We start from the raw sequence: 22,821 nt of genomic DNA, 5'->3' as shown, positions 1-22,821 counted from the left end.
TCAAACCGCCTTCCAGAACGGGTCCCCCTGGGCCTTTACCTTCGCCGTCATCTTCAGCGCCTTTATGTCCGTCTCGTCCAGCTCGTTCTTGAGCTGCTTGGCAAGGATTATGACGTCGTTCTTGCTCAGATCGACGTAGAGGGTCTCTCCCGGGTGTATGTGCCTGCCGACGATGGCACCTTCAATCGCTATCGCAACGGCATCGCCCTTCTTGGCCTCCTGGACGAAGTCGTTCTTGTTCTTGATGGACTTGATGACGCCGACCTTCTGGCCGTTCTGCTTGATGAGCGTCACTCCGGGCCTAATCCTGCCCTCAATCACCTCGATGCCGACTATGGCCGGGTGGCTGCGCCTGAAGACGTAGCGTTCGTCCGGGTAGAGCCGTATGACGCCGGGGAATGTGACGTTCTTGAGTAGCTCGCGCTTCCTCTTCTCCTCCTCCGCCTTGACCCAGGCCTCGTAGTCCTCGATGAGCTTGTAGATGATGTTGCCGGTGAATATTGGAACGCCTTTGGCCTTGGCAACCTCTGCAGCGTCCTCGTTCACCTTGACGTTGAAGCCGAGGACGACGCCGTACTTCTCGTCCTCCTCGCGGACGCTCAAAGCTTCCATCACGTCCGTCTTGCTGATGTTGCCAACGTCGGCCTTCCTTATCGGTATGTTCTTCTCGCTCAGCTCCTTGCTGAGGGCCTCGAGCGAGCCGAGGGTGTCGGCCTTGACTATGACGCCGACCTTACCGGTGCTTATGACGACGCTCTGTATCTGACTCAGGATCTCCTGCTTGGCCCTTTCGATCTCCTCCTCGCTCCTTGCGGCGATGACCGGCGAGCCAGCGAGGGCCTCCTCAAGGCCCGGGGCGGCTATCTTTATTCCCGAGGCGGCGGTGACCTCTTCAACCTGGTCGAAGCGGAAGCGCGGGTCCCTAATCTCGTCCAGCGGTTTCGGCTTTAGCAGGGCGCGTATCTTGGTGACTATCGCCTTGTCCTTGCCGCCAACGACTATCGTGTCGTCCTTCCTGAGCGTCCCGTCGTAGATTATGACGTCTATGGTGGTTCCGAGGCCGAGCTCCTCGCGGACTTCGAGGATCGTGCCGCGGGCCGGTCCTTCAACCTCGATCTTGAGCTTCTCCTCCAGGTACTTCTGGCTGAGACCCGCGATAAGGACGAGGAGCTCTGGAACGCCGATGCCGTACTTGGCTGAAATGGGAACTATCGCCAGTTCGCGCGTGAAGTCCTGGACGCGGTCGAAGCGGTTGGCCTGGAAGCCCATCTCGTAGAACTTGCCTATCAGCTCCCAGAGCTTTGTCTCAAGCTCCTGAACGGCGCGTTGGTCCTGCTTCTTGATGTTCACCAGGAACGGCTCGTCCTCCTCGACCTTCCAGCCCTTTATCCTGTCTATCTTGTTGGCTGCAACGATGAAAGGCGTCCTGTTCTTCCTGAGGATCTCGATGCTCTCTATGGTCTGCGGCTGGAAGCCCTCGTTGATGTCCACGATGAGAACCGCAAGGTCCGCCAGGCTTCCACCCCTCGCGCGCAGGCTCGTGAAGGCCTCGTGACCGGGGGTGTCTATGAAGAGCAATCCGGGGAGCTTTATCTCGCCCTTCCAGAGCTTGATGAGCGGGCCTGCGAGCTGCTTGACCGTCTCGATGGGAACTTCAGTGGCACCTATGTGCTGGGTTATTCCGCCGGCTTCTTTTCCAGCGACGTTGGTTCTCCTTATCCTGTCAAGGAGAGTGGTCTTTCCGTGGTCAACGTGACCGAGAACCGCTATTATGGGCTGCCTAATCCTCTTCATCTTCCTCACCTCTAAGCCTAACTCAGGCGTGGGCTTTTAAAGGGTTCGGACGCAAGGATTAAAAGCCACCATAGTAATCCTCTCCGGTGGTGGAATGATAGCGCTCGCAATGGGAGTGATTGTAGGAATCCCCGTGGCCTTCATTCTGGGGAAGCTCCTCGGAAAGGCCAGCGAGGCCCTAATCGCCATCACGGGGGTTCCGCTCATAACCTACGCCCTCGCTCTCCAGGAGCTCGGGCCCTTCGCCGGCCCCAATGTCTCAATAGAGGGTTCTCCGGAATTCACTGCGGGAACCGAAACGTTCCTGGGACTGATCATAGCCCTGACGTATGTGGAGCTCAGGACAAGAAAAGGACTGAGAATCGACGACTTCATTCAGATCAGCTTTATCTCGCTGCCCTACATCTCCCTCGGGGTCGCCCTGGCGTCCCAGTTCTGGCGGGGATTTCTTGCAGTCGGGATTGCCCTGATAGGCATCGTGGTCGCGCTATCCATGAAAAACCCCCTGAGAGGACTAAACGTGAAGCCGTGTCCGCAGGAGATTGGGGATTGCCTGACCGATGAGGACAGCCTGATGGGTGCCGTAATTGGGGGCGCAGTCATTGTAGGCGGCAGGACGCTGAGGGAGTTCCCAAGGGCCAGGGAGCTCGTGGAGTGCATGAAGCGCGCCGGAAAGCCCTCAAGCTTAAGAAAAGCCACGGGGCTTCTCGTTTCCCTGTTGCCACTTCTTGCCGTGTTACTGCCTCCCGGAGACATCACCGTTATAGCAGGCCTGGCGACGGCTTACATATCCACGCTCATCGGCGCCGCGTTGGTTACAAAGGGGCAACCCGCCCCGTGCCCGGGAGTCGCAAGGGAGTACAGGGAGTTTCTCAGGAAAAGAAAGAGGAAGATTGACGTGGCAGTTTAACGCTCAAGGCAGTCCATGCTGTCGAGATACTCTCTCTTACCCTTTGCGTGGGTGTGGTAGAACCAGTCAGCGGCCTTGCAGTACTCGAAGAGCTCCTCAGGTTTGAAGTAGAGGTTTATCTCCCTCTCGGCGCTCTCGGGGCTGTCGGAGGCGTGGATTATGTTGTAGATTGCATCTCCAACGTCAAGACCGTAGTCGCCCCTTATACTTCCGGGCTCGGCGTCCTTTGGATCGGTCGCCCCCGCCATCTTCCTGACGACGCTTATGGCGTACCTGCCCTCGACCACCATGACGACGCTCGGGGCCTTGGTGATGTAGTCGATGAGCGGCTCGAAGAAGGGCTTGCCCCTGTGCTCCTCGTAGTGCTTCTCCGCCAGCTCGCGGGTGATCCATATCATCTTCATTCCAACGATTTTGAGACCCTTCTTTTCAAACCTGCTTATGATTTCGCCCATCAGTCCGCGGACGACGGCGTCGGGCTTCAGTATGACGAGAGTCCGTTCTATCCTCCTGTCCGCCATTGGCAACACCAGAGGTAGTTGGCCGGGTGGTTAATAGGTTTTTTGGAGGGTCTAGAAAAGCACCAAAACAGGTAAGGAAAAGAAAGGGCTCACTTCCTCTTGGCCCTCTGGAGCCTTGCCTCCTGGAAGGCCTTGGTCCACTTGAGCTTTCTGGGGTTCCTGCCCATGAAGTAGTACTTCTCGCACTTGCTGGAGCAGAAGAAGAGCACTCTGCCGTCGTTCCTGACGTACATCTTGCCGGTTCCCGGCTCGAACTCCCTTCCGCAGTAGGAGCAGACGTTCCAGCGAGCCATCTTTACCTCCTCCTCTTGATCTCTCTAGCCTCACGCTCGGTCTCCCTGAGTATGACTATGTCGCCGACGCGGACCGGGCCCTTGATGTTCCTCCTTATGACGCGGCCCTTGTCGCGGCCCTCAAGAACCCTAACCTTAACCTGAGTAACGCCACCGGTGACTCCTGCCCTGGCGACTATCTCGATAACCTCAGCCGGGTATCCTTCGTCGCTCATTTCTCACACCCCTTAACCTAGAAATCCCCTCGCAGAGATGAACTTAAACCTTTCTATGGAATGAAGGGGAAAGGAGCTCACTTCATGAGCTCCCTGACCTTCATAGCGATGTCCTCAACGAGCTCGCGGGCCTTGCCGGGCTCAATTATGGCAACGCTCGCGGCGGGAACCTCGAGCCCGGCGGCGGCACCGAGCTCCTTCTTGCTCGGAACGTAGATGTACGGGATCTCCTTCTCCTCGCACAGCGGCGGGAGGTGGGCAACTATCTCCTCTGGGTCAACGTCCTCGGCGATGACAACGAGCTTGGCCTGGCCCCTCTCGACGGCCTTGGTGGTCTCGTTGGTGCCCTTCCTTATCCTTCCGGTGTCGCGAGCGATCTCAACGGCCTCGAGGGCCTTCTCGGCAAGCTCCTGGGGAACCTCAAACTTCACGTAGCTCGGCTTCGCCATCTTTCATCCCTCCGGAATCCTCATCGTTCATCTGGTTTTGCATGCTCGAATCCGGGGGAGGCTTTAAAAGGATTTCGATATCAGCAGCGGCCAAGCTCTTCATTCCCTAAGGGGTCAGAAAGGAAAAGAAGACTCATCACCGCCGGCCACATCAGCCGGACTCCCTAGAGTAGCCCCGGTATATCTCCAGACTCCTCCTCGCCCTCGCGCGCGGGATCTGGTGGCCCATTATGGCCACTATTTCGTCCGCCCTGGCCTTCCCGTGGTGGAGCATCTTCCGCTCGGTCTTTATCTTTTCGACCTTGAAGGTGTAGCCCCCGACTTCCAGAACTTCACCGACGACGAACTCTTCATCGCGCGGCACCTTGACTTTGAAGGCCTGGGTTACTCCCTTCGGCAGGTATATGGACACCTTGATGACCTTGGGGTAGGTGAGGCTCTCGCCCCAGAGTGCCTTTATCTCCCCTATCCTGCCCTTGTTCACCCTTTTGTCTCCTTCAAGCTCTATTCCAGTAATCCTGACCTCATCGTCTTCGGTCTCGACGATGTCGCCGACCTTTATCTCCTCGCCCTCCGGTAGCTCGACCTCGCTCTTAAAGCTCCTCTCGTGCTTGCTGACGATGAGCGGGACCTTCACGAGCTTGGGAAGCGTTATGATCCAGACGTTGCCGCACTCATTGCAGCGGAGGGTGAGCTCTCTCCCCCTCTCCTTGATGACTTCAACGTCATCGCTACCGCACTCTGGACAGATGAAATACTCTTCCATGTCTCTCACCAGAGGGAAGAGGAGGGGAGCGGTTTATAAAGTTGGTGTATATCCAAAAAGTTGGACCTGGGCAAAGAAAAATAAACAAGTCACGTTGCACCCAGCAACTCTAAAATTCTAAGGGCAAGGTATGTTTCTTGGAGACCACCGTACGAAGTGCTTCCCTGATAAAAGTTAAATCCACCGTATTTATACTTCAAGGAACGAAGGAAAGCTATTATGTCACTAATGTCTTTTGGACAGTAATTCATGTAAATTAGTGCCTGTACAGCTCCAAAAGTGTTGTACAGATCAGGCCCTCCCCAGCCTCCATCGTGCATCAGGCTGTTGAGATACTGGATGGTTTTGTCATCTCTGTAATCGTATCCGAGCTCATGAAGCAGTACAACCGCGTTTACAGTCTGGAAAAGAGTCATTGGGGTGTCGTTTTTATAGGTTCCAAATGTCCCATCAGGATTCCGCTTTGAGAGTATAACATTAACCAGATCCGCTTTGGTTTTTGAACTAAATGTTACTCCAAGCGCATTCCCAAGTCTAATAAGTGATATCCAACTTGGATCATAAAGGATTGAATCAACTCGACCACTGGAATAAAGTTTCATTAGCCTGACTGTCTCGTTTTTTAGGTACTCTCTGTCATTTTGCCCCATAGTCAAGTTGAGTCTCTCATAGGTTAGATAAACATAATACAGAGGATTAGGATCATCTTGGGAGTATGGCCTCCGATTATGGAGAGCGTTTTCCAGGTACTTCCTGATCGTAGCCCTATTAAGATCCATCCCTAGTTTCTCAGCCACGTAAACACCCATATATGTAAGTACAGGATCTCCAAACTTCTGGAAGGTGAAGGCGAACCCACCAAGGGGACTTTCCCAACTGTGAACAAAGCTTATTGTTCTATTGTCGGGCTTTTTCCCCGCTAGTACAATGGCCTTCACAGCATAATACGTACCCTGAAACTCACCATAGTCCTTCCCAAATAAATTAAATCCTCCATCGGGAAGTTCATGTGATTTGACATACGTGTAAATGGCTTCTGAAATGTTAGCCTCCATAAGACCATTCTCCCTCAATGCCTGGGCCAAATCTGCCACCAAAAAGAGTGGGGGATTTATCGTTAAAATGGTACTGATATTCTGGGACATATTTCGTATGAATGACACATCTTCCTTATACTCCCGTGTTGTAGTATAGTTGATCCCGAGCAAATCCATTGTTCTTGTGTATCTGTTAAACTCTGAAACAAACTTTAATGCCCTGAGATTATCGCCCTCAGGGGGCAGGCTTAAGTTCTTGAATTTTGTGAACTCATACCCCGCAGTATCGTCCAAGTTGCTGACGTTGTAGCCGAGAATGTGAAGTATCTCAATCGCCTGTTCTGTCACGTCAAGGCCATCATACACAAAGGCACCATTTTCCCTTTTGGCACTCAGAACAAAATCTATAATTTTATCCGAGTCTCTAGGAGTTGAGTTCAGCATTTTTAGGGCCATGACTCCATGGTATAAATTTCTAAACCCATACCTTGCCTTCGAGGCATTTTTAAATAAGTTCTCTTCCTGAGTATGGAGCCAAACTATCGTTTGGACTCGGTTGGAAGGTGTTTCATTGATTATCCAAAGGGTGGCCACGAAATAATAAGTTGAGTGCAGGTCAGGAGTGATTGTATCCACGATCTCGGTGAACCCGCCATCGGGACATTTAGCGAGGTTCAGCCGCTTAATCGTGTAGTCTATCCACTCTCCCCCCAGAAACGCCGAGAGGTTTAAAGTTTGGTCAGTGCAGTGTATCCCTGAGGGAGTTTCTGGTGTATTGATTTCCGAGGCAGGATTTTTATAATAATAGATACCAGTAGATACTCCCCCAACTAGAACGAAAATTAAAAAAAGAGAAAGTGCTCGTTTCAACTTCCACTCCCCCTGACTTTATATAAATTGGCACCTTGATCGTAAAATTCCGTTCCTCCAAAGTAGAACGAGCTGAGGGTATGGTCTTCTATCCTCCATATTCCCCAAGTTGAAGCCGCTTCTATGTCAGAGTAATTCCTCCCTATGTAATCAGTATCGTGGAGTACTCCTGAATATGTTGCCGTATCAGAGTTCCCGGTGAAACCTGCTCCCAATGGGACTGAGACGCTTACACTTATGCCTACAAACTTTAGTTCGATACTCAGTGAGGCCGTCTCTGCAGGATAACTTTGAGACCACCAGTAGTCATAAGGCTCCAACCAGCTAGCTCCTGAGGAGTATCCTCCAACACTAACTACTGAAAACTGATCTTTCTCGATATTAAGATATGCATATGCAGAAATATAAACGTCACCTTCGCCCGGAATGCTGAATGTTTTGTTCTCCCTATAGTCAAAGTCCGGGCCGTACCATTCAGTAATACTTTCAGGAGAACTAGATCCAGAAATAGCATTCTTTGCAGAAGCACGTCTATGAAGTTCTGCAAAGTAGTTGTTAACAGCCATAAAAACCCTCTTCCTGTCTATCCCTGGTGTATCTGGGATGGAAACCATCCCATTTTTTACTGTTATGTGAATCATCTGGCCATTCACTGATACCTGGTAGGTGTGAATCTCTGGCTGGCTAGTATAGTTGGTTGCACTTGCCCCTTGAAGCGTTGCTCCAATCACCAAAAGTACAACAAACCACACTACATAGCTCTGCATTCGCTCCCCCCAAGGAATAGTTAAAGTTACCTTGTAACTAAGATATTTAAACTTTTTGCTTTATAGTTACCAGCGTACAAATTTGAGGCATCGTTATATATGCACAAAATTAAGTAGTAAAAAATGGTTTCCCGAGAAGCCAGCGCCAGAGGGGAACGAACCTAACGGTCTTTCCCTCAATCTGGCGAACGTCTTCGTAATCCATGTCACAACGGTCAGTTTTTTACACTTCAAAGACTCTGAGGCACGTATGAGGGCATTAATTTCGCGGTTCCCTGTCAAGGATCATCAACGTCGTAACTGACCTGTAAATAACATTGAACCCCTTCGAAACCCCGAAATCAACCCCGTCCTTTCTACCGTCCCAGTATTGAACCTCCGTCGAGAGTTATGTAGTACTCCCTCCTCATAAGTTCCACCGCCACTATGTTTTCGACTCTGTAGCAGATATCCTCAACGCCCAAGACGCTTGCAAATCCAGTATGGGCCAGCTGACCTTCACCCGCCCTAAAGGACAAGGCTTTCAAAAGGAAAATGTAAACTCGACTGTACTATATTCTAACCATTGGTAAAATGAACTTGACCGGTTCTGCCTCACTCCCTCAGGAAGACCCTGTAGGTCCTTCCCTCCTTCACGCGCGTGATGAGGCCCTTCTCCTCCATCTCGCGGAGGATTATGCTGACCTTTGCCTTTGAAACGCCGAGCTTATCGGCGAGTTCACTCTGGAGAACCGGGCCCTCCTTCAGCAGGGCGAGTATCTTCTCCTCGTCGCTCCGCAGGTGGGTCTTCTCCTCCTCGCGCTTCTTCTCGCGGTAAAGGATATAGCCGTAAACGGAGCCGCCGCCCACCAGCAGGCCGGCCAGGAAGACTCCAGCGTAAAGAAGCGGCGATGGACTTGAAGGAACAGCCATCTCACCGGAGAATCCAACTATGAAGTAGAACTCGTCGCCCGGGCGAATATCGCGCCTGGTCCACTCCAGGAGAAGCCTCTCGGTGGAGCTCTCCACCTTGTCGGGGGAGGGTATGATTGGGGACAGCACGGCGTAGCCCCTCGGAACGACGAGCTGCACGTGGAACAGCCCAACAGGCTGGCTGAAGCGAACGTAGTAGGTGAACTGCTCCTTGCCGTCGCTCTCGGTTATCATTCCTCTTGTGGTGAAAGTCAGCCGTATCCTCGCGCTCTCGCCTGGGCCGAGGGTTGGGAAGGACATGTAAATCGCGTTCGTCCCGCCGAGGACCTCCCGAACGGTGACGTTTATGGCCTGCACCCCGGTTTCAAGCTCGATGACCGCGTGGGGGTTCTCGACGGGGTAGTCGGTGTATATGACGTACCCGCTGAGGTTAGTGTGGGCAGTTAGGTCTATCTCCACCGTCTCCTGGACGTTATCTGGGGAGACGACATCAAAATAGACGGCGTAGGCGTTTATCTCGTAGCTGTAGTCCTGCGCCCCCGCCGTCGGAAGGACAAGGAGGACGAGAAGAGAAAGGACTAGCCCGATTAGAGCTGGCTTCCTTCCTCCGGGTTTTTGATTTTCAGGAGCGGGCATACGTCCATACACTCCCTGCAGTGGGTGCAGAGCTCGGGGTTCACGAGGATTTTCTTGCTCCTCGGGTCAATGCTGAGGGCATTCTCGGGGCACTTGCCGACGCAGACGCCGCAGCCAACGCACTCGTAGGCCCTCTTGACGAGGTAATAGGCCTGCACTCCCTCGTTGAAGTCGTCCGTGTAAGCCCCGTCCGGTCTGAATGTAACCTTTCCAGCCCTTATGTAGTTTTCGCCTTCCTCAACCTCGCCGAGGATCGGGGCGACTTCCCTGATTCTCTCCAGGTTCACGATGGTGTTGAAGCGGACGGTGAAAGTGCCGTCATCGTTCTCCACCATTGAATACTTTACTGGCTCCCACGAGCGCTCCTCCAGTATCTCGACGCCCAGCTCCCTCGCTATCGCCTTCTCGCCCTTGCTCAGCTTCTTCCACCGCCAGAAGCCGTAGGTTATCCACTCGTCGGGCATTCCAAAGCGTTTCTGCCAGCGCTTGAGTTCGCCCTCCCACTTGGCCCACAGCTCGGGTTTCTCCTCCTTGAGGGTGTATATCTCAGCCAGGGAGGCGCTCGGGCAGAGGAAACAGCCTATTCTGTCAAGCCTGTCCTCGTAGAGCGGATTGTACTTAAGGTTCCTGCTGAAGATGTAGAGCCAGACCTCCAGCGCGCGCCAGTGGAATATCGGCGATGCCCCTGTCTCGTTCGGCACCCAGGGGTTCTTCCAGACCCTCGGCTGCTTGAACCTCTTTATGCTCTCGTACTTCCTCTGGCCGACGAACATGAGGACGCCCTTCGGGTAGTTCTCCTTGATGGATAGAGTTATCGGGCCGAGCTTGGTGACCTTACAGCACCAGCGGTAGTCCCTGCCCGGCGGGGAAAAGACGTGAAGGGCGCGCCAGAAAGCGTCGCCGGCATCGGCAACTATGAACTTAATCCCCTTTGGCTCAAGCTCCCTCCTCAGCTCCTCGACGTATTCAAGCGTTTCCGGGAACTCTATGCCCGTGTTGTTGAAGAAGACGGTGAAACCCTCGTCGCCGAACTCCTCCAGCGCCAGACCAAGAACGGCCAAGCTGTCCTTCCCGCCCGAGAAGGCAACGGCTATCGGGAGGTCGGAGTAGCGGGTGGAGACCTTCCTCATGAAGCGCCTCGCTTCCATCACCTTCCTCTCAAGCTCGATGGAGTTGGCCCTCAGCACGTCCTCCATGGTGGCCTTCCTTCCCTCGCGGTAGTTGATGCTTCTCTGCCTCCTCACCTTGACGCCGGTTCCGCGCTCCCTGCTGGTGAGTCCAGAGTAATCCTTCTTCGCTATGCCCGTTGCGATGACCTCACCGCTCTCGGAGACCAGTATTACGTCGTCGTTTCTCCTTATGCTCTGCTCGGCCTCGATTATACCAACGGGCAGGAGGTTGGAGCCGTTAAGGATCGGCTCTATGGCACCATCATCGACGACTATCCACTTCTTCATCGCCTTCCCGAAGCGCTTCCAGAGGGCAGTTGCTCCCTCGACCTTCAGGCCGGGTTTCCACTTCAGCTCCAGCGGGTCGAAGCGTATCCAGCCGAAGACGTAGCCGTCGAGGATTATCTCGTAGGAGTCATCTTCTCCGGGCGTCTTGTTGAGGAGGACGATCTTGCCATCGAAAATCTCGCCCACGTCGACGCCGTAGTGCTCCTGGAATATCGAGCGGATCAGCTCAATGTCCCTCTTGAAGGCGAAGCGCAGGTCGCCGGGAGGGGTGATGTTGAGCCTGAAAACGCTCTCCTTCCCGTGGAGGGCGCAGCTGTCACCGATGAGCGGGACGTTGCACTTCTCGCACCAGTTTATGTAAGCCCTGCCGAGGTAGACCGGCCTTCCCATCTCTCTCACCTGGGGCAAGAAGGGAGCGGGGGTTTATAAAGGCGATTGGTCGGGGATTGAGTTAGGCAAAGAGAAAACTCTGTGACTAGACCTCACCGTACTCAATGACGTGGCTGTACTCTATTCCATAGAGGAACTGTGGGACTTCATTTCCACCGAGCACGATGACATCTCTTGGATACCTGCCTCCTGCTTTCCCGGACTTCACCTCAACTCTCATGCCCGGCACAACGGCATCTATCTCGTAGTTGTCGCTCCGGAAGTAATACACCTTCCTGAACCTCCGGTAGAGGTGCTCTTGGACGGTCCACTCGTAGAGAACCGATTCATCAATCTTAACGCGGCTCCACTCTGCAAACGCCCTTGCCATCAACGGGTCCCTGATTGCAAACTTCCGGTTCTTCTTTGGGACGACTTCCTTCCCCCACTGGGAGAAGGGTATTTCCAGAAGTACCTTAAGCTCGGAGAGAACCGATATGTAGCTCCTCACGGTGTCCCTGTTGACGCCGGCATCTTCACCGAGCTCGCGGTACGAGAGGGGACTTGGCGCCTTGGATATGATCGCCCCCAAGATCTCCCTCGCGATTTCTGGATCCTTTTCTCTCTCCAGGCTCCTGAGGTCGGCCTTCAGTGCGCCCACTATGTCGCTCTTCCGGATCCTTTTGTTCAGGTAAGCCGCGTAGCCGCCGGTTTTAAGGTAGCTTTCGAAGGCGTCCTGGCCCTTTCCTTCGAAGTAGTCATCAACGCCCGTCAGAAGGCGGTAGTAGTCCCTGAAGCCGAGGGGCATTATTTCAAGAACTTTACCGTTACCTCTCCTCCCGGAGAAGTATCCAACTGCCCTGTCGAGGTTGACCGAGACGGAGCCCATCACCGTGACCACGTCATTCTTAAGCTTCTTCCGGTTTATGAGGTCGATGATGGCCTTCCACCAGTTCCGGACTGAGGTAACCTCGTCGAGGAAGATGAGGGAGCTTTTTATCCCTTTGGCCTCTCTGAGCTTCAGGTAAGTCTTGAGAACAGCAGAGAGGTCGTTCTGGTCGTCGAGCATCGTGCAGTCGTAGTAGAAGATTTCGTAGGGGTTTTCTCTTCCCCTGAGGAGTTTGTTTATGAGGAGCTTCACCCCGAGGGTTTTGCCGACCCTTCTCGGTCCAACGAGGAAGTTCACCGAGAAGGGTTCGAGCGAGAGTTCACCTATCCACGAGGGGACGTAGCGGTACTCTAAGTCCCTCCACTCCTCGACGTCCGGGTCTTCCTCGTGAACCCACCAGGGGTTGTACTCCTCAAGGTCGAACATGGTATTTGATGGGCGTCTTTGCTTATATACCTTGCGGAACGCAGTTCGGCAAGGGTTTATAAAGTCTTGCCTAATGGCAATCGCCACATATTTATAAAGACCGGCCGGTTACCGATCGACAATTCGGGATTTTCAATTTATGTTTGACGGGTATAATACTTACGGAGTATAAAACTCCAAGGGCACCGCAAGTTATGGCCACCCGCTCCAAACAGCAGAGCCGAAACCCTCTTATTCTCCGACGCCATAGTAAGACGGGTGGTGCTATGAAGAGGGCATCGGTGTTCCTAATCGCGCTCCTGATTCTCGCAATGATTTTACCCCTGGCCAAAGCGGAGGAAAGCCCCGGGCCGTTGTGGGTTAAGAGTTACGGCGGGAGCGGTGATGATGTGGCTTACGCGGTTGTTGTTGCAGATAATGGTGATATTATAGTCGCAGGCATCACTAAAAGCTTCAGCGCTGGCAAAAAGGACGTTTGGGTTTTCAGGTTGGATAAGAATGGGAACGTGAAATGGCAGAAAACTTACAGCGGCTCTGACTATGATATAGCTACCTCAGTTGCTATTGCTTTGAATGGAGATATTATAGTGGCAGGCTACTATGGAGCTAGAGATTTATTTGGTTCTGAAGCTAATGTCTGGGTCCTTCGTTTGGATGAGAATGGTAATGTGAATTGGCAGAAAACATATGGCGGAAGCAAAAATGATTATGCTAACTCGATTGCCATTGCTCCAAATGGCGATGTTTTCTGAGGCCAAGGGACTCGCAAGTAGAGGATGGTACCTAAAAGCCATTGACGAGCTCGACAGACTTCTTCCACTGGCCGAGACTTTGGGCAATGATACTGAGATCAGAAAACTTGGAGATGGAATTAAAGTTGACTCCTTACTCGATGAGGCCGAGAACGCTTTGAAGAGGAGGAATTATTTGAATGCACTGGCCAAATATAGGGAGGCCTATAATTTAGCCCTAAAAGTAGATCATCCAAAAAAGCTGCCCTCGCTGAGGAAAAATCATAGAGATTGGGAAATACTTTACAGAAGAGGTTAAGCGGATTGAAAACCTCGTTAGCAGGCTTGAACTAGACAAAGCATCAAGTGCCCTCGTCAAGCTTAATGAACTGGCTCTGGCTCTGAATCGTCTTCCAGAGGTTAGGGCACTCAATAAAAAATCTTTGATATCAAGAGAGCACTGAGATTATTAAGACAGTCCGAAAACGCCCCTCGTGAGAAAGCCGCTGAAAATGCAAGGAAAGCACTTGAGCTCGCCGGGGATATCAAAGGAATCGGAGAGAAAGCTCAAAAAATCCTGGAGGAAGCCGAGGGTGAGCTTGCCGCCATCATGTCCAAAGGCGATGAACTACTCTCCGAGAAGAAGTTCGATGAGGCCATCAAAACTTACGAATCCGCATTACTGTTGGCCGAGGTTCTTGGGAAATCTAAAATTGTAAAAGAGAAAATCGAGCGTGCTAAAGCTTTGGAGAACAGAGAGACGCAGGCTTCAAGGCTTAATGAGCTTCTTGCAAAAGCCGACGAGTTGATGGAGAGGAGAGAATACAGCGAGGCAGTAAGAGTTCTTAATGAAGCTTTCACCATTGCCAAATCCATCAACGTTGAGGGAAAATTAGAGGAGAAGCTCGACTCCCTTAAAATGAGAATGGAGAATCTCATCGCCAAAGGGGACTCGGCTTTTGAAGGCGGCAATTACACTGAAGCGCTCAGGCTTTACAGTGAGGCGTTAAGCATTGCAAGGGCATTGAACACCGACACTTCAAAGATTGAAGAAAAGATTAAGCTCACGGAGGAGAAGCAGAGGCTCGAACTTCTGAAGGAGAGTCTCAAGCTCGACGTTCCAACCGAGATGCCCCACAAGGCCGAGAGCGAGTTTCCATACTCGTCACCAACCGCTTTTCTGAGGGCATCTCCCTTACCGTCGACCTGAGCGAAAACTCCGACTACTTCGAGCTGAGCGAGGAGAAGGTGAACTTCCCACGCGTCAAGCCCAGCAGGACGATAGGCGATAGCATCACCGTGAAGCCCAAGTTCATTGGCGACTTCGACTTCATCATCAACGTAAACTCCGACAAAGGCTCCTTCACGAAGACCGTGCCAGTCAAGGTCACTAAGACGGCCAAGATGGGCGCGGCAGCGGTGACCCCCTCGGCCCTTGGGAGAACCCCAATCCTCAACCCAGCTGAGGCTCTCCAAGAGTTCTACTCGGACTTCCAGTACATCGGCGAGGGCGGTTTCGCGAGGGTTTACAAGGCGAAGAGAAAGGACGGCAAAATCGTGGCCGTTAAAATCCCGAAGACTCTTGATCCGGCAGTTGGCAGGGCTTTTGTAAGAGAAATTACCAACTGGCTGCACCTCAAGCACCCGAACATCGTCGAACTCTACGACGTGAACGTCCTTCCCGTTCCATACCTTGAAATGGAGTACTGCGAGAGCTCACTCGCGAGACTCCAGAAGCCCCTGCCGGTTGATGAGGCCGCCTTAATCGTCTTCAACATCGCCGAGGCTTTGAAGTATGCTCACGGAAAAAAGATTGTCCACAGGGACTTAAAACCGAGCAACATTCTGTTGAAGAACGGTTTACCAAAGATCTCAGACTGGGGGCTGAGCAAGGTTTTAGAGGAGAGCACGAGCGCGACGACCACGGCAAGCTTCACCCCATACTACGCCGCCCCGGAGCAGATTGATAAAAAGTACGGGCACACGGACGAGAGAACCGACATCTACCAGCTCGGCGTTATCTTCTACGAGTTGGTCACCGGCAAACTTCCCTTCGAAGGCACGCTGAGCCAGGTGATGATGGGAATCCTGAAGGACGACCCCGTTCCGCCGAGCCAGTTGAACCCGGCGGCAAAGGAGGTAGAGCCGATAATCATGAGAATGCTCGCCAAGAGGAGGGAAGAGCGCTATCAGTCCATCGAAGAGCTCCAGCGTGATTTAGCAGGAGTCCTGAACATGACTTACTCGGAGAGCCTGAAGGAGAGCAAGACCCTCGGCGACGTTGGGAGGGCAAAATACTACCTGACGGAGCTTCTCCTCATCAACCTGAAGACCAACAACGCCGGAGAGGCCTACAAGTACGCGAGCGATTTGGCATTCTACGTTAAGGGCGAACTTAAGGAAGAAGTTCAAAAGCTTGCCGAGCAGGTCAAGTTCAGGCTTGAGGAAAACCTCAACATTCCGCAGGAACTCGTGGAGAAGGCCGAGATAATAGTGCACAAGATAAGGGTGGGATTTGAAAAGGTCTGACTTCTTTTACCTTATCACCCTCCTGCTCAGCACGACGACAAAGAAGGCCATCATAAACGCTCCAAGAAAGGCCTCACTCACGGCTAAGAGGTGGTAGCCGGGCTTTGGAACGTAGTCGCCGTAGCCGACGGTTGTGAAGGTGACCACGCTGAAGTAGAGGTTCTCCGCGAAGCTTCCCGCTCCCTCAACCGCGCCGAGATGGCTGTAAAGGGCGGCGTAGGCGAGTATAACCCCCACCGTTGTCAGGAAGACCCGCCAGGGACTCTCACCGTAGCTGGAGATGTACCAGAGAAAGCGGTTGGCGAGCCAGCGGAGGTGGCCCTCAAGAAACGCCAGCCACCTCTTCCTGAACCTCGCCGTAAGCGGAAGAAACGCCTCGACGTGCGCCCGTCCCAGGGCTTTGTGGGCCAGTCTTTGAATCTTCCCGCGAACGCGCCACTCGCCTATGGAGTACCTGCTCGCGGCCTCGTATATTCCCTGTTCCGCGAAGAGCTTCTTGAGGAGGAGGTAGACGTCTATCGCCCGGTTGTACGATTCGAGGGCTTCCGAATACTTACCCTGCCGAGCGAGCCGGTCGCCGATGACTTCCTCAACGACGATCTCGTCGAACCTCGCGTAGCGCAGGTTCTTGGCGCCGGTTAAGGAGACTCCGTAGAGTTTCGCACCCCTGAAGTCCGCGCTGAAGAGGTTCGCCCCGCTCAGGTTTGCCCCGTAGAGCTCCGCACCCTGGAGGTCAGCGCTGGCAAGGGTGGCGTTCTCAAGGCTCGCGAGGGAAAGGTCGGCGTGAATGAGTTTCGCTCCGCTTAAGTCAGCGCCCTCGAGGCGGGAACTGCTCAGGCTGGCGTGGGAGAGGTTGGCGCCGCTTAGATCCGAGCCCTCCAGGTGTGCCCAGGCGAGGTTGGCGTGGGAGAGGTCGGCATCGCTGAGGTCGGCGTGGCGGAGGTTGCCCCCCTCGAGGTTGGCCTTTCTCAGGTTGGCGCCCGAGAGGTAGGCCTCCTCCAGATCCTCGCCAGAGAGGTCAGCCCTCTCAAAGTCCTTTCCCCCAACCGGCTCATGGAACGGGCAGAATGCCGAATCCTCTGCCGCCTCTCGGGGGCACTCCTTGATGGGGTTGTGGCGGTAGCTGTGGACGCACCTCATGGACACCAGCCCGGAAAGCTGTGGGTGGAGTGCGAAGGGCGGTTTTATATCTCTCGGAACGTATTTATTTGTTTTGGGACACGATAACGGTTGAACTTTTCATGGGGCGAAAACCATTTATTCCATAACGCCCTAACGTCTGGGAAACGCAACATCACCACGGGAGGTTCCAGCGGTCCGCCAAACACGGTAAAACTTCGTTATGAATGAGCCAGCTAAATCCAGTCAAGGGCATTACAGAGGCACAGAGTATCCTCCAAATCGGAGAAAACTTTAAATAAGATGAACGACTAATCCATCGCAGTGGTGCGTATGGGCTACATAATCTTCGTCACGTACGATAACGATGCCGAGAGAAAGCGCATAGACTATCTTCTGGACAAATGGTCCTCACGAGCCACCGTGAAAAAGCCCAGAGGGGTGGTTTTCTACATCGAAACGGACGAGCCCCAGGAGTTCCTGGAGGAGCTTTTCTCGAGGCTTGAGGGCAACGCCGAGGAGAAGGTCGAGGTGTACAGCGCAAAGAGGGTCGAGAACAGGGTCAGGGCAAAGAGGAGGACCCTTGAATACACCATCGGCGAGGAGAGGAAGGTCGTCGAGAGGTTCATCGACTACCTGCTCTCCAAGATGAACGCCGGCTATTCCCACTCAGAAAACGAGGCGAAGGTTTACAGCGTGTACACCAGAAAGGGAAGGGCCACCATAAGGGCCACCATCGAAGGAAACGGAAGGACAAAGGTAACCCTGGAGATTGAAGGCTACGGCGATGCCGTTGATTTTCTCGCCGAAAGGATAGATGAAGAGCTTAAGCTCTTCGCGGGTGGTTGAGATGGGGGTATTTGAGGAAGGACGAACCGACTGTGTTAAGGAGCTTTTGAAGCCTGCCGAGCGCGTCCTGAAGGAGGGCCTCGACATCGGCGTGGAGAGCTTCTCCAGAAGGGAAAGGCTCTGGCTCCAGATAGAGGAGAACTACGACCGCTACCTCGACGGGGAGTGCGGCGAGTTCCTGAAGGACCTCGACATGCACTTCCGGGGCAAGTTCGAGGGAGCTTTGGCCATACTCGCCTGGAGCTTCAGGCAGAACGGGGAAACCTACCTGCCGGCGAGCAGGAGGTACAGGGACAGGGAGCTGGAGGCCCTCGAGAGGGTTCTACGCTACAACGTCTTCGAGATATACTCCAAGGAGGACATAATGAAGAAGATAATGCACAGGGATAACAACGTCCTTGGCCTCCTCAGGGAGTACTACCACGGCGTGGACAGGTGGATTGACGATGCCCTCAACGACCCCTCGATAAAGCTTCCCCTGAGGGGGTTCCTCAAGACCAAGTGGGACTCCTACAAGAGCAAGATAAACGCGGCCATAGCCGAGGCGACGATGCGCTTCGACTGGTTCAGGGACTTCCTCACGATGGCCGGAGAGGAGACGCAGGCAGTGGAGAGAACGTACCAGAGAAGACTAGAAGCTAAAGAGCGGGAGATGGAGGAGCTGAGGAGACAGATGGAGGATATGCGCAGGAACTTCGAGAGGGAGAAAGAAGAGCTCAGGAGAAGGCTTGAAACCGCGAAGGAAGCCGAGATATCGAGGCTCATTCAGGAGAAGGAGGAGATGAGAAGACAGTTCGAGGAGGAGAGGCAGAGGCTCATCGAGGAGATAAGCAGAATGAAGGACGAGGAGGCAAGGAGAACCCTCGAGGCAGAGCTCGACAGAATGCAGAGGGAAATGATGGCTAGCATTGAAGCCATGGAGGCCGAGATAAGGAGGAAGGAGCTTGAGCTCAAGGAAAAGGAAATGGAACTCAGGAAGAGGGAGCTTGAGCTGAAGGAAAAGGAGGACGAGGTGACCAGGCGGATAAAGGAGGTAATGAGCCTGGCCGGCAAGGTCGAGAAGGGCTCGCGCTTCGTCAGGCTCGACGAGGCGAGAATGCTCGAGATGAACTTCGTCGGGAGGATAAGGAGCAAGTTCAGGGACGAGGTGAAGCTCCTGGGCAGGACCTTCAAGGTGGAGTCCGTCGAGGAGAGGAAGACCTTCGACAAGAGCGCCTACGCAGGAAAGCTGAGCGAGAGGGACCTCAAGAACGTCCCCGACAACAGACTGGTGGAGGTCAGGCTCAAGGAGAAGAAGCTCCTCGGAAAGAAGGAGGAGATAACCGTAAAGGCGCTCTTCTATGGAAGGTCCGAGCGCTACGCCGAGGTCGGCTTCGACACCGACCCCCTCGAGCTGGCAGATATCAACGCGCTCCTGGTTGATGCCCGTGATGAGGCCAAGAACGGCCGCATCGTCCTCCTCGTTGCCTCCCCAACGGGCTTCGAGAGGAGGATAGCAAACTACGTCAATTCGGGCGACTTCCACAGGAACTTCATATCCGAGAACGTCTCTTTAGCCCTGCTCGACCTTGAGAGCGGCGAGCTGATATACAACCCGCACGACGAATATGCTAGAGCCTTCGAGCCGATGCTCCGCCTTGAGAGGGACGAGGAGCTTCTCGCCAAGGTCAAGGACTTCCTGGAGGAGAAGATAATAATGAGGGGCTACGTGAGGCTGGAGGAGGCCCTGGAGCACTTCGCCGAGGAGGTCGTGAAGAGGGCGTTCCACGAGCTGTCAAAGGAGAAGGGCTACATAACCAAGTTCGTCGAGGGCGTCGGCTACGTCCTCGTCAAGGAGGGGTTCCTCTGATTTGACGGTTTCATCTTTCCTTCCCGTGGGAGGTGTGAAAAAATGAAAATACGTGATATGTTTGGAAGGAAGAACACCATCGAAAAGCTCTCGCTGAGGGAGCTTCAGGCCGAGGAGATAAGGCTGAGGAACAGGCTCGAGAGGCTCAAGAAGGACATCAACCAGATTGAAAAGAGGAAGAAGCAGCTCTTCCAGGAGGGAATCGGAGCTGACAAGCTCAAGAAGAAGATGCTCGCCCAGGAAATCAAGAGCCTCGACATGGAGCAGAAGCTCAAGCTCAAGGACTTCACCACTGCCCAGAAGCAGTACACCCTCATAAAGAATCTGATAATCGTGAAGAAATACGAGAAGGAGCTGAGGAAGACCGGGGTCTGGGAGAAGCTCAACAGCGTCGAGCCGGAGGAGCTGGAGCAGGCGCTGATAAAGATAAACCTCGACGGCAAGGAGTTCGACGAGATGGTGGACAGCCTCAACAGGGTCTTCGAGATGGAGGTTGCGGAGTTCGAGGAGACCGAGGACCAGACCGAGCGGGAGCTCATGAAGGCCTGGAGCCAGGTCGAGGCAGGAGAGGCTGACGTTGAGGACGTCGCCGAGAAGGTCGTCTCCATAGACCGCAGGCTCGAGGAGGACGAGGAGCTATGAGCGTCCTCTCCCGCTTTTTTGGAAAGAAGAACCCCCTTGACATACCCCTTCCAAAGCTCAGGGAGAGCCAGATCAAGCTGGAGTACCAGATAGAGAAGGTGGAGAAGGAGATAGCCTCGATAGACCAGGAGATAGCGAGGCTCTTTGAAAAAGCCAAAAAGGCAAGAACCAAGAGCGAGGAGCTGACGATAGCGACGAAGATAAAGACCCTCAACCAGCGCAAGAAGAACCTCCAGAAGACCCACATGGCCCTCAACAAGCAGCTGATGCTCATCAGCAACCTCGTGATAATCAAGGAGAACGAGAGCATACTCAGGGGCACACCCACCTGGGACCTGTTGAAGAGAATGTCGCCCGAGGAGCTCGAAAGCCACCTTACCGAGATGCAGCTCGACGCCCAGAACTTCAACGAGAACCTCAACAGAATGCTCGGAATGACCGACCAGACCATCGGGACCGGCGTTGAGTTCGAGGAGGACGAGGAGCTGGCGGAGATAATGAGGACGATACATGCTGTAAAGGAGGGCGAGCTGGAGCCTGACGCTGCCGCCGAGAAGGTGACCGGTGAAGAGAGGACAAAGAGGAAGGAGGACTGGCTGGAAGAGCTTTGATTTTTGCGTTTTTTGATTAAAAACGTCAAATCAGCCAACCCTGGATATAATCAGCGGAGGTGTCGATATGAGCCGATAGAGCTGGTGATAACAATGAGGCACGCAGGATTTATCGTGGCCCTGGGCATGATACTTGCCCTTCTGTCCCCCCTAGCAACTGCAGCTGCACCCACCTGGACGAAGGGCATCGGAGTTTACTCGGTGTGCATATCCCCGGACGGGAGGGCGATATTCGCAGGGGTGGAAGATGGGGTGTACCTCTTCGACCGGAACGGAACCGAGGTGTGGCACACGGAACTGCCTGAGGCCATCAAACTCCTCGCGGTTTCGCCGGACATGAAGTACGTGGTGGGGGCAGGAGAGAAGGACGTCTACGTGATAAACGCCTCCAGCGGAGAGTTCCTCTGGAGCACTGACACGAAGGGGAAGATAGAGAGCCTGGCCGCTTCGGGGGACAGGTTCGTCGTGGGGACGCTCTTCAGCGTTGAGGCCTACAGATACACCGGAAAGCTGACGTTCCTGCGCTTTCCCGAAACCCAGACCACAGGCGGGGTTGCCATGGCGGCAGAGGTCGGCTACTCGGTTGGATTCGCGGACAAAGCAATAGTCGTAGCGGGGGACAAGGTCATCTACTACCGGGCCGATGGAACCGAAGGGTGGAAGTACGACCCCTACGCCGACTCCAGCGCCGACAGGAACTTCGAGGCCCTGGCAATAAGCCCGGACAACTCCCTGATAGCGGCCGGCGGAAAGGACGGGGTCTGGATACTCGACGTCTACGGGACGTTCCGCGATAAGCTGACGGTTCCAAACGTCATCGACTTGGAGTTCACCCCGGACGGGGAGTACATAGCGATCCTTACCTCGGACGGAAAGGTTTACCTGGCGGACAGGAACGGAAACGTTGAATGGTCAAAGGCGACCAGAGGTGTCCCCAAGAACCTGGCGGTCACGCTCCACTACGTCGGAATCGCGACCGATAAAGGAGTAGAGGTACTGACGATAAAGGACGGCTCATCTGTGAACTTCTACGACCTTGGCAACACGAACTCCGTGGCCGGGACGGAAAAGGCCGATTACCTGGCCGCAGGGGGAGAAAAGCTCGGCTTCTTCAACTTCAACTACGCGGTCCTCACGGTGAAGACCAACCCAAGCGGGGCCGAGGTTTACATAAACGGTGTTTATAAGGGCACGTCGCCGCTCAGCCTGACTATCAATCCAGGAAAATACAAAATCACGGTGAGCATGGAGGGCTACTACTCGAACGAAACGACCGTTACCCTGGATCTGGGAGAGAGCGAAACGGTGACGCTGACCCTGGAGAAGAGGTCCGAGATAGAGACCCCAACCGGAACGGTCACCACCACTACCACCAGCCCACAGGTATCGATGGAAAAATACAGACTCGGCGGCCAGGAGATCAACTTCCAGCCCTCTGAGGGCTACCTGCGCGAGGTGTCCAGCTACGCCATTCAGAAAACGGAGGAACTGATTGACAAGATGAACGGGCTTGGATACAGCGCGGACCTCGCGGGGCCCATTCTTGAGAAGGCGAGGCAGGAATACCTTAACGGAAACTACGCGGCCGCGAGGGATAAGGCTCTTGAGGCGTGGATAACCGCATTCAGGGAGTTCTGGGTCCAGTATGATACGGCCATACTGTCGAAAGGGGGCATCGACGTAAGCCCCGTTGAGGAGAGCTACAAATCTGGGAACTTGGAGGACGCCCTCGGAAAGGCGGTGTCCATGAGCGGAAAGCTGGAAGGAGAGCAGAAGGAGCTGTTCGATGCGGCTGATGGAGCCGCGGCGGTCGTGGACGAGTACTGGAGGAAGGACGTCCGCCTCTGGAACTACGTTGATCCACTCCTCGACTCGGCCGGGAAGTTCAAGGACGGTGACGTGAAGGGTGCGAAGGAGCTGGCGGAGAATGCAAGGGCTGCACTGGAAAACGTGGGCAAGAACGGGGAGAAGGCACTCAGCGAGATACTGGCCCAGGCAAGAACCGGAGGACTGAGCGAGGAGAAGCTGAAGGAGTTTGAAATGGGCAACTTCGGCGATGTTGAGACCGAGACGCAGACCAAGGAGGGCGGCGGTGGCATCTGCGGGCCAGGGCTCTTCGCTATTCCCGCACTGCTTCCGGCACTGCTCCACCGGAGGGTGAGGAGGTAATGCACCCACGC

General features: G+C 54.1%; 22 protein-coding genes. 10 read left to right on the top strand and 12 right to left on the bottom strand.

Annotation, left to right across the window (positions count from 1 at the left end; translation table 11 throughout):
* Positions 1 to 1,794, bottom strand: coding sequence for a translation initiation factor IF-2 (gene infB, locus CL1_RS09035; protein WP_014789573.1), 1,794 nt, complete (start codon positions 1,792 to 1,794; stop codon positions 1 to 3).
* 94 nt (positions 1,795 to 1,888) lie between these two features.
* Between infB and CL1_RS09030 the strand changes: the two genes are divergently transcribed.
* Positions 1,889 to 2,704, top strand: a complete 816-nt coding sequence (locus tag CL1_RS09030) for a hypothetical protein (protein WP_014789572.1) — start codon at positions 1,889 to 1,891, stop codon at positions 2,702 to 2,704.
* Here the strand turns inward: CL1_RS09030 and ndk are convergent.
* The 10 genes from ndk to CL1_RS08980 form a co-directional block, all read right to left on the bottom strand.
* Positions 2,701 to 3,225, bottom strand: coding sequence for a nucleoside-diphosphate kinase (gene ndk / locus CL1_RS09025; RefSeq protein WP_014789571.1), 525 nt, complete (start codon positions 3,223 to 3,225; stop codon positions 2,701 to 2,703). The two genes, CL1_RS09030 and ndk, sit on opposite strands and share 4 nt — an antisense overlap.
* An 89-nt stretch (positions 3,226 to 3,314) precedes the next feature.
* On the bottom strand, positions 3,315 to 3,518 hold the full coding sequence (locus CL1_RS09020; protein WP_014789570.1) for a 50S ribosomal protein L24e: 204 nt from the start codon (positions 3,516 to 3,518) through the stop codon (positions 3,315 to 3,317).
* A gap of 2 nt (positions 3,519 to 3,520) precedes the next feature.
* Positions 3,521 to 3,733: a 30S ribosomal protein S28e gene (locus tag CL1_RS09015; RefSeq protein ID WP_014789569.1), complete on the bottom strand. Its 213-nt coding sequence runs from the start codon at positions 3,731 to 3,733 to the stop codon at positions 3,521 to 3,523.
* Between the two features lie 77 nt (positions 3,734 to 3,810).
* Entirely contained in the window at positions 3,811 to 4,182 is a 372-nt protein-coding gene (rpl7ae, locus tag CL1_RS09010; protein ID WP_014789568.1) for a 50S ribosomal protein L7Ae, read from the bottom strand.
* 151 nt (positions 4,183 to 4,333) lie between these two features.
* Positions 4,334 to 4,948, bottom strand: a complete 615-nt coding sequence (locus CL1_RS09005) for an HVO_0476 family zinc finger protein (RefSeq protein WP_014789567.1) — start codon at positions 4,946 to 4,948, stop codon at positions 4,334 to 4,336.
* A gap of 89 nt (positions 4,949 to 5,037) precedes the next feature.
* A complete protein-coding gene (locus tag CL1_RS09000; RefSeq protein ID WP_014789566.1) occupies positions 5,038 to 6,855 on the bottom strand; it encodes a prenyltransferase/squalene oxidase repeat-containing protein in 1,818 nt (605 codons plus the stop codon).
* Positions 6,852 to 7,622 carry a hypothetical protein gene (locus CL1_RS08995; protein WP_014789565.1) on the bottom strand — a complete coding sequence of 257 codons (771 nt, stop codon included), beginning with the start codon at positions 7,620 to 7,622 and terminating at the stop codon, positions 6,852 to 6,854. Before CL1_RS08995 ends, CL1_RS09000 begins: the two co-directional genes overlap by 4 nt.
* A 594-nt stretch (positions 7,623 to 8,216) precedes the next feature.
* Positions 8,217 to 9,170, bottom strand: a complete 954-nt coding sequence (locus CL1_RS08990; protein ID WP_014789564.1) for a helix-turn-helix transcriptional regulator — start codon at positions 9,168 to 9,170, stop codon at positions 8,217 to 8,219.
* Positions 9,122 to 11,017, bottom strand: coding sequence for a phosphoadenosine phosphosulfate reductase domain-containing protein (locus tag CL1_RS08985; RefSeq protein ID WP_014789563.1), 1,896 nt, complete (start codon positions 11,015 to 11,017; stop codon positions 9,122 to 9,124). Before CL1_RS08985 ends, CL1_RS08990 begins: the two co-directional genes overlap by 49 nt.
* Before the next feature lie 85 nt (positions 11,018 to 11,102).
* Positions 11,103 to 12,311, bottom strand: a complete 1,209-nt coding sequence (locus tag CL1_RS08980) for an ATP-binding protein (protein ID WP_014789562.1) — start codon at positions 12,309 to 12,311, stop codon at positions 11,103 to 11,105.
* 266 nt (positions 12,312 to 12,577) lie between these two features.
* Between CL1_RS08980 and CL1_RS08975 the strand changes: the two genes are divergently transcribed.
* From CL1_RS08975 to CL1_RS08960, 4 genes are all read left to right on the top strand, one after another.
* A complete protein-coding gene (locus tag CL1_RS08975; protein ID WP_052304120.1) occupies positions 12,578 to 13,063 on the top strand; it encodes a hypothetical protein in 486 nt (161 codons plus the stop codon).
* Positions 13,047 to 13,361, top strand: coding sequence for a hypothetical protein (locus tag CL1_RS08970; protein ID WP_048152213.1), 315 nt, complete (start codon positions 13,047 to 13,049; stop codon positions 13,359 to 13,361). The genes CL1_RS08975 and CL1_RS08970 overlap by 17 nt, the downstream gene beginning before the upstream one ends.
* Before the next feature lie 291 nt (positions 13,362 to 13,652).
* A complete protein-coding gene (locus CL1_RS10855; RefSeq protein ID WP_048152211.1) occupies positions 13,653 to 14,252 on the top strand; it encodes a hypothetical protein in 600 nt (199 codons plus the stop codon).
* A 38-nt stretch (positions 14,253 to 14,290) separates the two neighbouring features.
* Positions 14,291 to 15,571 (top strand): serine/threonine protein kinase, encoded by a 1,281-nt coding sequence (locus CL1_RS08960; protein WP_052304119.1) that lies wholly within the window; start codon positions 14,291 to 14,293, stop codon positions 15,569 to 15,571.
* Positions 15,572 to 15,577: 6 nt separating this feature from the next.
* Here CL1_RS08960 and CL1_RS08955 read toward each other — a convergent pair whose 3' ends face one another.
* Positions 15,578 to 16,711 (bottom strand): pentapeptide repeat-containing protein, encoded by a 1,134-nt coding sequence (locus CL1_RS08955; protein ID WP_014789561.1) that lies wholly within the window; start codon positions 16,709 to 16,711, stop codon positions 15,578 to 15,580.
* A 312-nt stretch (positions 16,712 to 17,023) separates the two neighbouring features.
* Between CL1_RS08955 and CL1_RS08950 the strand changes: the two genes are divergently transcribed.
* The 5 genes from CL1_RS08950 to CL1_RS08930 all read left to right on the top strand — a co-directional run bounded on the left by CL1_RS08950 (position 17,024) and on the right by CL1_RS08930 (position 22,810).
* A complete protein-coding gene (locus CL1_RS08950) occupies positions 17,024 to 17,539 on the top strand; it encodes a hypothetical protein (RefSeq protein WP_014789560.1) in 516 nt (171 codons plus the stop codon).
* A gap of 1 nt (position 17,540) precedes the next feature.
* Complete coding sequence (locus CL1_RS08945; RefSeq protein WP_014789559.1) at positions 17,541 to 19,388, top strand: hypothetical protein; 1,848 nt, start codon at positions 17,541 to 17,543, stop codon at positions 19,386 to 19,388.
* A gap of 42 nt (positions 19,389 to 19,430) precedes the next feature.
* Positions 19,431 to 20,030, top strand: a complete 600-nt coding sequence (locus tag CL1_RS08940; RefSeq protein WP_014789558.1) for a chromosome assembly protein — start codon at positions 19,431 to 19,433, stop codon at positions 20,028 to 20,030.
* Entirely contained in the window at positions 20,027 to 20,641 is a 615-nt protein-coding gene (locus tag CL1_RS08935; protein WP_014789557.1) for an SNF7 family protein, read from the top strand. The genes CL1_RS08940 and CL1_RS08935 overlap by 4 nt, the downstream gene beginning before the upstream one ends.
* Positions 20,642 to 20,734: 93 nt before the next feature.
* Positions 20,735 to 22,810 carry a PEGA domain-containing protein gene (locus tag CL1_RS08930; RefSeq protein ID WP_014789556.1) on the top strand — a complete coding sequence of 692 codons (2,076 nt, stop codon included), beginning with the start codon at positions 20,735 to 20,737 and terminating at the stop codon, positions 22,808 to 22,810.
* The last annotated feature ends 11 nt before the right edge of the window (positions 22,811 to 22,821 follow it).

Origin of the sequence: Thermococcus cleftensis (assembly GCF_000265525.1) — an archaeon.
Lineage (GTDB): Archaea > Methanobacteriota_B > Thermococci > Thermococcales > Thermococcaceae > Thermococcus > Thermococcus cleftensis.
Note: the sequence above shows the minus strand (reverse complement) of the source record. Positions and strands in the feature narration are given on the sequence as shown.